Annotated in this window: 14 protein-coding genes; 8 read left to right on the top strand and 6 right to left on the bottom strand. The window is 64.8% G+C overall.

The annotated features are described in order from the left end of the window. Positions 1 to 233 precede the first annotated feature (233 nt). Complete coding sequence (locus ACVWW1_RS34355) at positions 234 to 869, top strand: LysE family translocator (protein ID WP_456658942.1); 636 nt, start codon at positions 234 to 236, stop codon at positions 867 to 869. Positions 870 to 1,030: 161 nt separating this feature from the next. On the opposite strand, the gene ACVWW1_RS34350 is transcribed toward ACVWW1_RS34355, so the two are convergent. Further along, positions 1,031 to 1,657 carry a glutathione S-transferase family protein gene (locus ACVWW1_RS34350; RefSeq protein WP_456658941.1) on the bottom strand — a complete coding sequence of 209 codons (627 nt, stop codon included), beginning with the start codon at positions 1,655 to 1,657 and terminating at the stop codon, positions 1,031 to 1,033. 213 nt (positions 1,658 to 1,870) lie between these two features. Between ACVWW1_RS34350 and pyrE the strand changes: the two genes are divergently transcribed. After that, a complete protein-coding gene (gene pyrE / locus ACVWW1_RS34345; protein ID WP_456658940.1) occupies positions 1,871 to 2,434 on the top strand; it encodes an orotate phosphoribosyltransferase in 564 nt (187 codons plus the stop codon). Between the two features lie 372 nt (positions 2,435 to 2,806). After that, positions 2,807 to 3,604 carry a DUF2865 domain-containing protein gene (locus ACVWW1_RS34340; RefSeq protein ID WP_456660743.1) on the top strand — a complete coding sequence of 266 codons (798 nt, stop codon included), beginning with the start codon at positions 2,807 to 2,809 and terminating at the stop codon, positions 3,602 to 3,604. A gap of 19 nt (positions 3,605 to 3,623) precedes the next feature. Here ACVWW1_RS34340 and ACVWW1_RS34335 read toward each other — a convergent pair whose 3' ends face one another. After that, positions 3,624 to 4,055, bottom strand: coding sequence for a hypothetical protein (locus ACVWW1_RS34335; RefSeq protein WP_176533988.1), 432 nt, complete (start codon positions 4,053 to 4,055; stop codon positions 3,624 to 3,626). 169 nt (positions 4,056 to 4,224) lie between these two features. Here ACVWW1_RS34335 and ACVWW1_RS34330 point away from each other — a divergent pair, with 169 nt between their 5' ends. After that, a complete protein-coding gene (locus ACVWW1_RS34330; RefSeq protein ID WP_456658939.1) occupies positions 4,225 to 4,404 on the top strand; it encodes an RNA polymerase sigma factor region1.1 domain-containing protein in 180 nt (59 codons plus the stop codon). Positions 4,405 to 4,704: 300 nt separating this feature from the next. On the opposite strand, the gene ACVWW1_RS34325 is transcribed toward ACVWW1_RS34330, so the two are convergent. After that, positions 4,705 to 4,938 (bottom strand): hypothetical protein, encoded by a 234-nt coding sequence (locus ACVWW1_RS34325; RefSeq protein WP_176534010.1) that lies wholly within the window; start codon positions 4,936 to 4,938, stop codon positions 4,705 to 4,707. A gap of 209 nt (positions 4,939 to 5,147) precedes the next feature. Between ACVWW1_RS34325 and ACVWW1_RS34320 the strand changes: the two genes are divergently transcribed. The 3 genes from ACVWW1_RS34320 (at position 5,148) to rocF (ending at position 9,857) form a co-directional block, all read left to right on the top strand. Next, positions 5,148 to 7,694: a glycogen/starch/alpha-glucan phosphorylase gene (locus ACVWW1_RS34320; protein ID WP_456658938.1), complete on the top strand. Its 2,547-nt coding sequence runs from the start codon at positions 5,148 to 5,150 to the stop codon at positions 7,692 to 7,694. Positions 7,695 to 7,870: 176 nt separating this feature from the next. Further along, the gene (locus ACVWW1_RS34315; protein WP_176534012.1) at positions 7,871 to 8,689 is read left to right on the top strand and encodes an acyl-CoA thioesterase; all 819 of its coding nucleotides are present in this window, start codon (positions 7,871 to 7,873) and stop codon (positions 8,687 to 8,689) included. A 190-nt stretch (positions 8,690 to 8,879) separates the two neighbouring features. Further along, on the top strand, positions 8,880 to 9,857 hold the full coding sequence (gene rocF, locus ACVWW1_RS34310; RefSeq protein WP_456658937.1) for an arginase: 978 nt from the start codon (positions 8,880 to 8,882) through the stop codon (positions 9,855 to 9,857). A gap of 207 nt (positions 9,858 to 10,064) precedes the next feature. On the opposite strand, the gene ACVWW1_RS34305 is transcribed toward rocF, so the two are convergent. From ACVWW1_RS34305 to ACVWW1_RS34295, 3 genes are all read right to left on the bottom strand, one after another. Further along, the gene (locus ACVWW1_RS34305; protein ID WP_456658936.1) at positions 10,065 to 11,681 is read right to left on the bottom strand and encodes a phosphoenolpyruvate carboxykinase; all 1,617 of its coding nucleotides are present in this window, start codon (positions 11,679 to 11,681) and stop codon (positions 10,065 to 10,067) included. Between the two features lie 180 nt (positions 11,682 to 11,861). Then, positions 11,862 to 12,431 carry a hypothetical protein gene (locus ACVWW1_RS34300; protein ID WP_456658935.1) on the bottom strand — a complete coding sequence of 190 codons (570 nt, stop codon included), beginning with the start codon at positions 12,429 to 12,431 and terminating at the stop codon, positions 11,862 to 11,864. Between the two features lie 134 nt (positions 12,432 to 12,565). Continuing rightward, a complete protein-coding gene (locus tag ACVWW1_RS34295) occupies positions 12,566 to 13,300 on the bottom strand; it encodes a HugZ family pyridoxamine 5'-phosphate oxidase (protein ID WP_456658934.1) in 735 nt (244 codons plus the stop codon). A gap of 239 nt (positions 13,301 to 13,539) precedes the next feature. On the opposite strand from ACVWW1_RS34295, the gene ACVWW1_RS34290 reads away from it, so the two are divergent. Continuing rightward, positions 13,540 to 14,241: a response regulator transcription factor gene (locus tag ACVWW1_RS34290; RefSeq protein ID WP_016843287.1), complete on the top strand. Its 702-nt coding sequence runs from the start codon at positions 13,540 to 13,542 to the stop codon at positions 14,239 to 14,241. Positions 14,242 to 14,317 lie beyond the last annotated feature (76 nt).

The raw sequence follows: 14,317 nt of genomic DNA, 5'->3' as shown, positions 1-14,317 counted from the left end.
TTCGCCTCTCCCGCTTGCGGGGGAGGCCGACGCGCTCAAAGAGCGCGGCGGGTGGGGGCTCTCTCCGCTCAAAGATTCTGCGCGGAGACACCCCCACCCCGCCCTCCCCCGCAAGCGGGAGAGGGAGCCCTCGCATCTCGCTTGCCGAACCGCATTGCTCCGAGAGCAATTCCAACATGGCCGCGCGGCGGACGACACGCTAGAAGTGTGCGTATCCCCTCGCGAGGCCCATCATGCCCCATACATCCGCCCTGCTCGGCTTTGCGCTCGTCTGCCTCGGCATGGTGCTGACGCCCGGGCCGAACATGATGTATCTGATCTCGCGCTCGATCACGCAGGGGCCGGCGGCCGGCATCGTCTCGCTCGGCGGCGTCGCGCTCGGCTTCGTGTTCTACATGCTGTGCGCAGCGTTCGGCATCACCGCGCTGCTGTTTGCAATCCCCTACGCCTATGACGCGCTGCGTTTCGCCGGCGCCGCCTATCTGCTCTGGCTGGCGTGGCAGGCACTGAAGCCGGGCGGCCGCTCGCCGTTCCAGGTCAAGGCGCTGAAGGTCGACGGCCCGCGCAAACTGTTCGCGATGGGCTTCATCACCAACCTGCTCAACCCGAAGATCGCGATGCTCTATCTGGCGCTGCTACCGCAGTTCATCGATCCCGCCGGCGGCAGCGTGCTGACGCAGTCGCTCGCGCTCGGCTCGATCCAGATCATGATCAGCGTCAGCGTCAATGCGCTGATCGCGCTCGCCGCCGGCTCGATCGCGGTGTTCCTCGGCACCCGCCCGACCTGGCTCCTGGTGCAGCGCTGGCTGATGGGCACGGTGCTCGCGGGGCTTGCGATGAAGATGGCGCTCGAGGCGCGGCGGGCGTGACTTGCTCTCTTACCTCGCCCCGCTTGCGGGGAGAGGTCGGATCGCATCGTCAGATGCGATCCGGGTGGGGGGGAGCCACCGCGAATACAACTTCCAACTTCTTTGCCGAGAGAGCCCCTCACCCCGACCCTCTCCCCGCAAGAGCGGGGCGAGGGAGAAGATCAATCCAGCTTAGCCTCCATCCCCCGCTTCGTCGCCGGGCGGGCCATCAGCGTCTCGTACCAGCGCTTGACGTTGGGGAAGTCGGCCAGGTCGACCTTGTGGCGCGGATGGCGCCAGGCCCAGCCGAGGATGGCGAAATCGGCCACCGAGAGATCGCCGGCGACGAATTCACGGCCGTCCAGCCGGCGATCCAGCACGCTGTAGAGCCGCCGCGTCTCGGCCATGTAGCGCTTCAGGCCATAGGCGCGGTCCTGCTCGTTCTCCAGCGCGATGAAATGGTGCACCTGGCCCGGCATCGGGCCGAAACCGCCCATCTGCCACATCAGCCACTCATAGACCGGGATCCGCTCGGCCAGCGGTTTCGGCAGGAACTTGCCGGTCTTCTCGCCGAGATAGAGCAGGATCGCGCCGGACTCGAAGATGCTGACCGGCTTGCCGCCGGGACCATCCGGATCGACGATCGCCGGGATCTTGTTGTTCGGGCTGATCGCGAGGAACGCGGGCGCCATCTGCTCGCCCTTGCCGATATTCACCGGGGTCACCTTGTAGGGCAGCCCCATTTCCTCCAGCGCCACCGAGATCTTGCGGCCGTTCGGCGTGTTCCAGGTGTGCAGCTCGATGGTCATTTCCGCTTCCCGTGCAAGTGTTTGGCCGAGTGTTTGGCGCCTGCTTACGGGGATTGCTACGGCCGCACAACCGCGCTTTCCGCACACGGCTGCGCTGAAAATGGCGGCGCGGGCACTGTTGACGGCGGGATTTACCCGCTGGAATGTGCGGGAGACCGCCGATAGATTGCCGGCCGCTTCAGAAGCCCCAAAGAACCCCCAAGGGAAAAGCCTTTGTCCAAATCAGCCTCCCGTGCCCGCCTCGCCGAGATCATCCGCAAGCGCTCGTTCGGCCGCGGCGAGATCACCTTGGCGTCGGGCCGCAAGAGCGATTTCTATTTCAACCTGAAGCCGACGATGCTCGATCCCGAAGGCGCAGCGCTGCTCGCCGAGCTCACCTATGATGCGCTGAAGGACGACCGGCTCGATTTCGTCGGCGGGCTCGAGATGGGCGCGGTGCCGCTCGCCGGCGCGATTGCACAGCTCTCATGGCTGAAGGGTCATCCGATCGCCGCCTTCTTCGTGCGGAAGAAGCCGAAGGAGCACGGCGCGCGGCTCGCCGTCGAAGGGCTCGCCAAGGGCGAGACACTGGCGGGCAAGCGCATCGTGATCGTCGAGGACGTCACCACGACCGGCGGCTCCGCGCTGAAGGCGGTGGAAGCCGTGCGTGAGGCCGGTGGCGAGATCGCACTGGTGTTCACCATGGTCGACCGCGAGGAAGGCGCCACCGAGACGTTCGCCGAAGCCGGGCTGCCGTTCCGCGCGCTGTACAAGGCCGGCGAGTTCCTGAAGGACTGAGGTCTTTTCTTCCCCCTCGCCCCGCTCTTGCGGGGAGAGGGTCGGGGTGAGGGGCTGCTTCCACGAGCCGTGAACGCGGTAAGACCTGTACCCCCTCACCCGCATCGCATTCCGCTAATACTTCATGCGACATAGCCGAAGCCTTGCTTCGGCGTTCTTGAGGACGGCCGCCGGAGGCGGCCTATGCTCTCCCCGCAAGCGGGGCGAGGTGAAGAGAGGCTCGCGCCATCTCGCCTTCCTGTGACGCCGTCACCCCCAATCAATCGCTCGTTTACCATCCCGCCTTAAGGTGAAGCCGCCGGGGCACCTTGTCGCCGCGGCGAGGCGCGTCGGGTGGAGTTGGCGTTGCGTACAGAGTTGAGTGATCGGCGCATGCGGCGCCGCGTGATGCTTGCCGCCGCTGCGTTTGCGGGTTCCGTCCTGGTCGTGCCCGCTCCCGTCTCGGCCGAAGGGCTGTTCGACTTCTTCTTCGGCGGTTCCCAGAAGCAGCAGGGCCGGCAGGCCCCGCCGCAAGCCAATTTCTTCGCCGATCCGTTCGGTCTCAACCAGCAGCCGGAACGGCAAACATCTGCACCGGTCTCGGCGCCGCGCGTGGCCGGTTCCGGGCCGGCGTATTGCGTGCGCAGCTGCGACGGCAAGTATTTTCCGCTGACGATGCGCGGCAACGCGACACCGGCGCAGCTCTGCCAGGCGTTCTGTCCCGCGAGCGCGACCAAGGTCTATTACGGCAGCCATATCGACAGCTCCGCATCGAGCACCGGCGAGCGTTATGCCGACAGCGAGAACGCCTTCGCCTATCGCAAGGCGCTGCGCGCTGACTGCACCTGCAACGGCCGCGACCCGGCCGGGCTCGCGCCGGTCGACCTCGCGCTCGATGCCTCGCTGAAGGCCGGCGACGTGATCGCGACCACCGACGGCCTCGTCGCTTACACCGGCGTCCGCGTCGGCAACGAGCAGTCCTTCGACTTCACGCCGATCGCCTCCTATCCCGGATTGACCGCGGCGGTGCGCGCGCGGCTCGGCGAAATGAAGGTCGCTCCCGTCAGCGCCGAGATCGCCGGTGACGCGCCGCTACCGGAAACCAGCCGCGATGTGGCGCCTTCGGCACCATCGTCCGTGGTGCCGAAGGGCAACGCCGCCAAGCCCGGCAAGCGGGCCGAGGCGAACTGACGGCTTCGAGCCGCGCCACTCAGCGCGCCACGATCACGCCGATTACGTTCGGCGCGGCCATGTACTTCTCCTCGATCGCGGCCCGCGCGGCCGCGCGGTTCTCCGGATTGAGGAGGCCGCGCTTCTCGGCAAGGATCATCCAGCAATAGCCCCACCAGTCCGTCAGCATGCCGTGATCGTCGACGAGGTCGTAACCCTGCTCGCCGGCGAAGATGCGCGCATGCGCCTCATCGAGCGTATCGAGCCAGGCGTGATCCTCGTCCGAGAACAGCTCGTCGCTGAAATCATCCGTGGTGTAGCCCCAGATCGACATGCAGACCGCATTGAACTCGCGGTCGAGCTGGTCATCGTCGATCGGCTGGCGCCGCGAGGCCTGGTGCAGCCGCGACAGCGACCGCGCGAAATCGGCAATCCGGGTCAGAGCGAATTGGTCAAAGGCGATGGTGGACATGTAGCCCTCGCGGAGACTGAGAGACCATAGATATTGTGTCGGCGCAGGCGCCGAATCACAATGATATATCAAAGACTTGCTAAAGTGTTCTTAATTCGTTCCCTCGCCGATCCGAATACACCGAGACTCTCGCCATTTGGTAAGGGCAGCGATTTTGGAGAGCCGAGGAATGAGACTGCAAGATGCGATCCGGATGGCCGTAGAGCTTGGCCGCTTGACGGGAGCCATCACATTCGACCAACTCAACGACCTGCTGCCGTCAACGACGACAACGCCCGATGACATCGAGGCGGTCATGCAGGCACTGAGCGAGGAGGGAATAAACGTCGTCGAGAACGACCAATCGTGACCCACTTGGAGCGGTAAGAAGCTCTACGAGCGTTGCCAGCCCTGGCCTTCGCCAGGACGACGCCGTGGCGGGACCGAGCATCATCGCTCTGTCACGCGTATCCCTGCCCACAAAGCAATTCGGGCCGCTGACTAAGTCAGCGGCCCGTTGAAAAATTGCTTCGGAATGAAATGCGTCGGAGCTGGAAAAATGTGCCCGCCCCACGAGCGACAGCTGTGGTTGTAAAGAACTCGTTAAGCCTTGGAAATCCGTATCACCACGGTGTTTCCGATTGCGCGTGAAGGCGCGTTGTGCGGCGACCTAATTTGCTGCGGACAGCAGCTTGTCACCGCAAGCATTCGCGTCAAACTTGCCGCCGCATTGCCGCTTGATGGCGGCGCAGCGCGCGGCCGGCGAGGCGTTCTGCGCCACGCTGAAGCTGCAGCTCAGGCCATCGGCGCTGCGGCCCGGCTTGCCCGCCGCATAGGCTGCGCTGGTCGCCGTGATGCACACCATGAGCAACGCCGTGGCCGCGATCTCGATCAAGAGTCTCATCACGCATCCTCCGCCAAATTGCCGCAAAATCCCGGCCTTCACGGCCGATCGTAGCACCGGCTACGACGGTTCCGAAGGCATCTGAATCGGCCCGGTCCTTGCATAAAATGTCGGCAGCGCCAGGCACGGCAACGCTTCGGGCGGTTTCGATTGCCATGCAACGCGCGTATCATCGACTTGGGGCATGATCCGGACAATATGATCGCATCATGATCCGGAAGTCTGAACGGCAGGGATTGAGCGCTTTGCACGAACAAACAAACTACCCGGCATTGAACCAGCCGATCGACGAGCTGGCGCTGACCGAGATCAAGGGCGCGATCCTCGCCAAGCTCCGGCTGGCGATCGGCAAGGACGCCACCGTTGCGACCAGGCGCGACTGGTACAAGGCGGCGGCGCTGGCGCTGCGCGACCGCATCGTGCACCACTGGCTGACGGCCGAGAAGCAGACCTACGACGCCGGCTCCAAGCGCGTCTATTATCTCTCGCTCGAATTCCTGATCGGCCGCCTGTTCACCGACGCGCTGAACAATATGGGACTGTTGCCGCTGTTCGAGGCCGCGCTCGGCGACCTGGGCGTCGATCTGTCGGACCTACGCAAATGCGAGCCGGATGCGGCGCTCGGCAATGGCGGTCTCGGGCGGCTCGCGGCCTGCTTCATGGAGAGCATGGCGACGCTGGCGATCCCCGCGACCGGCTACGGCATTCGCTACGATTTCGGTCTGTTCCGCCAGATCATGAACCATGGCTGGCAGCAGGAATACCCCGACGAATGGCTCGCCTTCGGCAACCCCTGGGAATTTCAGCGGCCGGAGGTGGTCTACAACGTCCATTTCGGCGGCCATGTCGAGCATGTCGACGACCGCGGCCGCGACCTCGCCACCTGGCACCCGGCGGAAACCGTCGAGGCAATGGCCTACGACACGCCGATCGTCGGCTGGCGCGGCCAGCACGTCAACGCGCTTCGGCTGTGGTCGGCGCACGCGCCCGATCCGCTCAAGCTCGACGTCTTCAACACCGGCGATTACGTCTCGGCCAGCGCCGAGCAGGCACGCGCGGAAGCGATCTGCAAATTCCTCTATCCGAACGACGAGAGCGCGGCGGGCCGCGAGCTCCGCCTGCGCCAGGAATATTTCTTCGTCTCGGCCTCGTTGCAGGATCTCGTGAAGCGGCATCTCGCCTCCGACGGCGGCCTGCGCAACCTCGCGCAAAAGGCGGCCGTGCAGCTCAACGACACCCATCCGAGCCTTGCGGTCACCGAGCTGATGCGCATCCTCGTCGACCTGCACAGTTTCCGCTGGGACGAGGCCTGGAAGATCACGGTCGCGACCCTGTCCTACACCAATCACACGCTGCTGCCGGAAGCGCTCGAGACCTGGCCGGTCGAATTGTTCGAGCGGCTGCTGCCACGGCATCTCGAGATCATCTACCGCATCAACGTGGCCCATCTCGCGCTCGCCGAGGAGCGCTTCCCCGGCGACATCGAATACCGCGCCTCGGTGTCGCTGATCGACGAGCGCAGCGGCCGCCGTGTGCGAATGGGCCAGCTCGCCTTCGTCGGCTCGCACCGCATCAACGGCGTCTCCGCGATGCATTCCGACCTGATGAAGGAGACCGTGTTCCACGATCTTCATCATCTCTATCCCCAGCGCATCACCAACAAGACCAACGGCATCACCTTCCGCCGCTGGCTGATGCTGGCCAACCCGCGGCTGACCGCGCTGCTCCGCGAGACCTGCGGCGAGGCCGTGCTCGACGACTTCTCGCTGCTCGAACGGCTCGATCCCCACTCGAGCGATCTGGAATTCCAGAAGCGCTTCCGCGACGTCAAGCATCACAACAAGCTGGCGCTGGCGCGGCTGATCGGCGAGCGCAACCACATCAAGGTCGACCCGTCGGCGCTGTTCGACGTGCAGATCAAGCGCATCCACGAATACAAGCGGCAGCTGCTCAACATCCTGGAGACGATCGCGCTGTACCACGCGATGAAGGACGAGCCGCAACGCGACTGGGTGCCGCGCGTGAAGATCTTCGCGGGCAAGGCGGCGGCGAGCTACCGCTACGCCAAGCTGATCATCAAGCTGATCAGCGACGTCGGCGAGGTCATCAACAACGACGCTTCGCTCGGCGGCAGACTGAAGGTCGTCTTCCTCGCCGACTACAATGTGAGCCTCGCCGAGGTGATCATCCCCGCCGCCGATCTCTCCGAGCAGATCTCGACCGCCGGCATGGAGGCCTCGGGCACCGGCAACATGAAGCTGGCGCTGAACGGCGCGCTGACCATCGGCACGCTCGACGGCGCCAACATCGAAATCCGCGACAATGTCGGCGAGGAGAACATCGCGATCTTCGGCCTCGAGGCCGGCGACGTCATGGTCCGCCGCAAGCAGGGGCTCGATGCCAGCGACGTGATCGGCAAATCGCCGCGGCTCGAGCGCGCGATCCGCGCCATCGAGAGCGGCGAGTTCTCGCCGGGCGATGCCGCGCGCTTCGCTTCGATCGGGCACGCGCTGCGTTATCTCGACCACTACATGGTCTCGGCCGATTTCGATTCCTACTACGACGCGCAGCGCGGCATCGACGCGCGCTGGCAGGTGGTGCCGGCCTGGACCCGCGCTTCGATCCTCAATGTGGCGCGCATGGCGTGGTTCTCCTCCGACCGCACCATCCGCGAATATGCCGAGGACATCTGGCATGTGCCGGTGCACCCGAGCGCCTCGCCGCAGCTCGGCAACCAGCGCGAGGCGAAGGGCTGACAGTCCCGGGACGTGGAAATCGATGACGTCCGACGTCATTGAATTCCGCCTCCTTGCCGGGATATTGCTTGTCCGGATAAGGGCGTCATTGCGAGGAGCAAAGCGACGAAGCAATCCAGACTTGCTTTGCGGCTTTGGATTGCTTCGCTTCGCTCGCAATGACGGAACCGAAGAATATGCTCACCAAGACCCCGCATTTGTTCGACGAAGCTACCGCCGTCACCGCCGGCGACAGCCGCTGGCAGGGACGAACCAGCCCGGATTACTGGGCGTTCGTCGGCCCGTTCGGCGGCTGCACCGCCGCGACGATCCTGCGCGCCCTGATGCAGCACCCGCAGCGCGCGGGCGATCCGCTGGCGCTGACCGTCAATTACTGCGCACCCGTCGCCGAGGGCATGTTCGATCTCGACGTCCGCCTGGTGCGGAGCAATCGCTCGAGCCAGCACTGGTCGGTCGAGATGACGCAAGGCGGCGGCGAGGTCACGACCTTGGCGACTGCGGTGTTTGCCGAGCGCCGCCCGTCCTGGTCGCATCAGCCCGCCGAGTTTCCCGGCGCGGTGCCGTTCGAGGAGCTGCGGCCCTATCCGAAGCTCGCGATGACCTGGGCCAACCAGTATGATTTCCGCTTCGCCGAAGGCGAACCGAAACTCGGCGGCGGCGCCGCGAAGCAGCCGTCGAGCCCCTATTCAAAACTCTGGATCGCCGACCGCGTGCCGCGCAAGCTCGATGCGCTGTCGCTGATGTCGATGTCGGACGCGTTCTTCGGTCGCGTGTTCCACGCGCGGCACGAACTGGTGCCGTTCGGCACGGTGTCGTTGACGACCTATTTCCATGTCGATGCAGCCGACATGGATGCGGAGGATACCACCCGCGTGCTCGCCACCGCCGATGCCAAGATCTTCCACAAGAGCTATGGCGACCAGCACGGCGAATTGTGGTCGCCCTCCGGCCGCCTGCTCGCCACCACGACGCAGATCGCCTATTTCAAGGCCTAGCGCGTTTTCGAGCGAAGCCTGTCCCGCACGTGATGCGGGATGGGCACCGGTTCGCGGTGAAGAAAACGCGTCAAATCTGGACGCACAACTCAACTATCCACATGGCCGGATTGGACCGGGTTGCCTATTTCAAGGGTTGAGGGAACAGTGGCGCGTCGCTTCTGTTCCACGCCTTTGGGAGCCCTGCCGCATGTCCGAAGCCGACAATTCCAGACCCTCGCGCATCGCCCTGCTCGGCGTTCCCATCGAGATCGGGGCGTCGCAGCCCGGCCCGCTGATGGGCCCGGACGCGCTGCGCACCGCGGGCATCGCGCGCCTGCTCGAGCAGCTCGACTTCCGGGTCGACGACCACGGCAACCTTGCGATCCCGGCCGTGGTCGCCGACGGCCCAGCGCCGGCGAATACCAAGTTCTACGACGAGGTGAAGACCTGGACCCGCGCCCTCTCCGAGCGCGCCTACTGGCTGGCGCATTCCGGCGCGATCCCGATCTTCATGGGCGGCGATCACTCACTGTCGATGGGATCGATCAACGGCGTCGCGCGCTACTGGCAGGAGAAGGGTCGGCCGCTGTTCGCGCTGTGGGTCGACGCCCATGCCGACTACAACACGCCGGCTACCACCATCACCGGCAACATGCACGGTATGTCGGCCGCCTTCCTGTGCGGCGAGCCGGGGCTCGACGACCTGCTCGGCGGGCTGCCGCGGGCGTCGATCCCGCCCGATCAGCTCGATCTGATCGGCACCCGCTCGGTCGATCCGCTGGAGCGCAAGCTGCTGCGGCAGCGCAACGTCTTGATCGCGGACATGCGCCAGATCGACGAGTTCGGCGTCGCGGTGCTCACCCGCCGTGTCATCGAGCGCGTCAGGGCCAAGAACGGCGTGCTGCATGTCTCGTTCGACGTCGACTTCCTTGATCCGGAAGTCGCACCCGGCGTCGGCACCACGGTGCCGGGCGGCGCGACCTATCGGGAAGCCCATCTCATCATGGAGCTGCTGCACGATTCCGGACTGGTGCGCTCGCTCGATATCGTCGAGCTCAATCCGTTCCTCGACGAGCGCGGCCGCACCGCGCGCGTCGCGGTCGAACTGATCGGCAGCCTGTTCGGCCTGCAGATCACCGACAGACAGACGCCAAGCAATGCGGTGCTGCCCGAGATGGGCGAGTAGTCCCAATCCCGTCATCCTGAGGTGCGAGCGGAGCGAGCCTCGAAGGATGCACGGCCCGGCTGGTGGCCGTCGACCCTTCGAGACGGCCCCTCCGCGGCCTCCTCAGGGTGACGGATTGAGGGAGTGTCGCGCGGATAGAGGAAGCGAGACTGCAACAAAAAGGCGGCCACGAGGGCCGCCTTTTCAAATCGCATACGCTTGCGCGAATTACTCGGCTGCGAGCTTCACTTCCGGCGCGGCGGCGCGGACTTCGGCGTCGACCTGCGCTTCGAACTTGGCGAAGTTCTTCTGGAACATGCCGACCAGCGCACGCGCGGTCTTGTCGAACTCGGCCTTGTCGGCCCAGGTCTTGATCGGATCGAGGATGTGCGGCTCGACGCCCGGCAGCGAGGTCGGCACCGCGAAGCCGAAATACTTGTCGGTGCGGAAGTCGGCATTGCGGAGCGAACCGTTCAGCGCCGCGGTGAGCAGCGCGCGGGTCACCTTGATCGGCATGCGGCGGCCGATGCCGTACTTGCCGCCGGTCCAGCCGGTGTTGACCAGCCAGCAATCGACATTGTGCTTGGCGATCAGCTCGCGCAGCATGTTGCCGTAGACCGACGGATCGCGCGGCAGGAACGGCGAACCGAAGCAGGTGGAGAACTCCGGCTGCGGCTCGTTGCCGAGGCCGCGCTCGGTGCCGGCAACCTTCGCGGTGTAGCCGGACAGGAAGTGATACATCGCCTGCGCCGGCGTCAGCCTGGCGATCGGCGGCATCACGCCGAAGGCGTCGGCGGCGAGCATCACCACGTTCTTCGGATGCGGCGCGCAGCCGGTGCGCGAGGCGTTCGGAATGAAATCGAGCGGATAGGCCGAGCGGGTGTTCTCGGTCTTCGAGCCGTCGTCGAAATCGGGCACGCGATCGTTGGCACCGAGCACGACGTTCTCCAGCACCGCACCGAAGCGCTTGCTGGCGGCATAGATTTCCGGCTCGGCTTCGCCTGACAGCTTGATGCACTTGGCGTAGCAGCCGCCTTCGAAATTGAAGACGCCGTCCTCGCTCCAGCCATGCTCGTCATCGCCGATCAGCGTGCGCTTGGGATCGGCCGACAGCGTGGTCTTGCCGGTGCCGGACAGGCCGAAGAAGATCGCGGTGTCGCCGTCCGGGCCGACATTGGCCGAGCAGTGCATCGGCATCACGCCCTTCTCGGGCAGGTAATAGTTCAGCGTGGTGAATACGCTCTTCTTCATCTCGCCGGCATATTGCGAGCCGCCGATCAGGACGATCTTGCGGGCGAAATCGATGGCGACGACGTTTTCCGACTTGCAGCCGTGGCGCTTCGGATCGGCGCGGAAGCTCGGCAGATCGATGATCGTGAGTTCGGGCACGAAGCTCGCGAGCTCCGACGTCTCGGGACGAATGAGCAGCGTGCGGATGAACAGCGAGTGCCAGGCAAGCTCGGTGAAGACGCGTGTCTTGATGCGATGCTTCGGATCGGCGCCGCCGTAGAGATCCTGCGCGAACAGCGTCATGCCTTCGGCATGCTTGAGGAAGTCGGCATGCAGCGTCGCGAACTGCTCCGAGGTGATCGACTGGTTGCCAGCCCACCACATGCTCTTGTCGGTGAGATCATCGCGGACCGTGAACTTGTCCTTCGGGCTGCGGCCGGTGAACACGCCGGTATCCGCGCAAAGCGCGCCATCGGCCGAGAGCACCGCTTCGCCTGATCGCAACGCGTGCTCGTAGAGCTGCGGCGCGCCATAGTTCCAATGCACGCCTTTGAGATTTTTTAAGCCGAATTTGTCGGCGCCGAAGGCACCGTTATGCACGCCCGTCTCTTGCACGAAGAACCTCCTCGAACCCGCGTATCCTTGTTCGCGCGAACATCGCTAGTCGCGCTCCGCCGCGGTGACCGTCATCAGAATAATATAGCCTCTCGGCCCCGGTCCGGCGACCTAATAGTGGGGATCGCCGGGCTTGCCAAGCCAGTCGAATGGCTTTTGGTTTATTCCAAGGCGGGCACATCATCGGGCGCAAATACCGCAGCGCGAAACGCTTTCGCTTTGCTTTCGCTTTCTCGTTGTTTTCGCGGCGATCGGGCGACGTTTCGTCGCCTTTCCCGCTGCGAGCAAGGCGTTGCGATGCACAAAGAGTGCCAGCGACTGGCGTGTATCCGCGCCGAGCAACGCGGCAGGCAAGGAGAATGCCGGGTATGCGTTTCGCGCTGAGGATGTATCGTTACGATGGACCGCCGCGAGTTGACGCTGCGCTGCAGTGCCAGGCATGTCGTCCACGATCGTGTTGCACGCGGATTGCACCACTGGGTCGGCATCGAGCTGCATGCGATTGAGCTCAACACCCGTCGTCGAACTTGGATGATTGCAATGCCCGGCAGCAGCGAATGTTCCGCAAAGCGGGCTGCGTTCGGCTGCAACAGGATCACTGATCGTAGCGATCGATGGTAACGCAATCACCGCGTTGCACGTGCACGTCAGCGGTTGAAGCTCGCGATCCGAGCGATCTTCCGGAACAGCAACGCCGGAAATTCTCGCAACCCGCATCGCGCCCGTCGGCGATGATATCAGCGCCGGCACGAAATGATCGCGCTGTCAGAGACGCTGCGCCCGGCCTCGGCCAACGCGCGCGGAGCCGCACCGTGCGACACCATGCCTCGTCGCGCACAGCACCGCCGTTCGATGCCAACAGGTCGTGCTCCCTATCCCTCCCTCTATTCCTTGGCGCGCGCCTCGCCGGCGAGCCGCACCAGCATCTTGCGCAGCTCGGTGCCGTTGCTGACGCGCTCGGGGAAATCGAGCCGCAGCGTGTCACGGCCGGCCTGCATGTCCATGCCGTCGGGGTCGCAGCCGGTGCACAGCCAGTCGGCACTTTCCGCAGCCAGCAGCCGCGTGGCGTAGAGGTTCATGGCCTCGCGGTGATCTTCGTTCATATGCGCCACCGCGCCCGGCTCGGCCTCCAGCAGCGCTTCGGCGCCGCCGAGGTCGGTCAGAAACTGCGCAGGCTTGAGGTCGACGATCCGGCCGAACCCGGCCACCAGATGGGCGCCGCTCGGCCGGATCACGAAAAACGAGAAATCCTTAAATTGTACAAAGGCTTCCGCTGACGGATGAGCGCCAAGGTAGCGCCGGCGGACGAGATCCTGCTCAGCCTCCGCGACCTCCTCCGCCCGGCCGGCCAGCATGATCCGGGCCCCCTCCAGCGGATCCCCCTCGCCGCGCTCGTCCAGCATCAGCGACACGCGGTTGTCGGCCAGGATATTCCTGGTGTGCAGCGCCAGCCGGGAAATCAGCAGGATCGGCGAGCCGTCGGGGTGGCTGGCCAGATTGACCAGCGAGCAATAGGGATCGCCGGAACCGGTCATCAGCGTGGCGAGCGCGCCCTGTCGGCTGCGGCGGAGCAGGGAGCGGGCAAGGTGGGCGGGGTCGAAGTCGGCGGTCGGTTGCATGGGCCTATCGGGTCATTTTGGAGGCGAATCGAGCCGGTTCCCGTTGAAAAAAGAGCCTTTTCTCACGGTCTCAGGGTGCTATATGGGGTTCAACGCGTGGGTCGCAGAGCGTTTTTTGCGGAACTCGGTCACACTTCAGCCCAGCTTGCATTGCTCGTTGACCGCGTTCGAAGCCCATATTCTACGGCGAGTCGCCAGAGTGCCCGCCGTCTAAGCCACTCTCATTGTGAAAGCAGCTCATGCCCACAATCGCCTTGGTCGACGACGACCGCAACATTCTCACGTCGGTCTCGATCGCGCTCGAAGCCGAAGGCTATCGCATCATGACCTACACGGACGGTGCGTCGGCGCTGGATGGGTTTCGCACGTCACCGCCCGATCTTGCGATCCTCGATATCAAGATGCCGCGCATGGACGGCATGGAAACGCTGCGCCGGCTGCGCCAGAAGTCCGACCTGCCGGTGATCTTCCTCACCTCGAAGGATGAAGAGATCGACGAATTGTTCGGCCTGAAGATGGGCGCCGACGATTTTATCCGCAAGCCGTTCTCCCAGCGCCTGCTGGTGGAACGCGTCAAGGCCGTGCTCCGCCGCGGCCAGCCGAAGGATCCGACCGCCGCACCGAAGGAGCCGGATGCCCGCGCGCTCGACCGCGGCCTGCTGCGGATGGATCCGGAGCGCCACACCTGCACCTGGAAGAACGAGCCGGTGACGCTCACCGTGACTGAATTCCTGATCCTGCAGGCGCTCGCCACCCGCCCCGGCGTCGTGAAGAGCCGCAACGCGCTGATGGACGCGGCCTATGACGACCAAGTCTATGTCGACGACCGCACCATCGACAGCCACATCAAGCGGCTGCGCAAGAAGTTCAAGGTGGTCGACGACGATTTCGAGATGATCGAGACGCTGTACGGCGTCGGCTATCGCTTCAAGGAAGCCTGATCTGCGCTTCCCGGGCGGCTTGTTAACTGACAGGCCCCGCACGGCTGGGGTAAGCTCGGGCGACTGTCTGCTTCGC

Source organism: Bradyrhizobium sp. JR3.5 (assembly GCF_054057015.1).
This window is presented reverse-complemented; position numbering and strand designations above follow the sequence as displayed.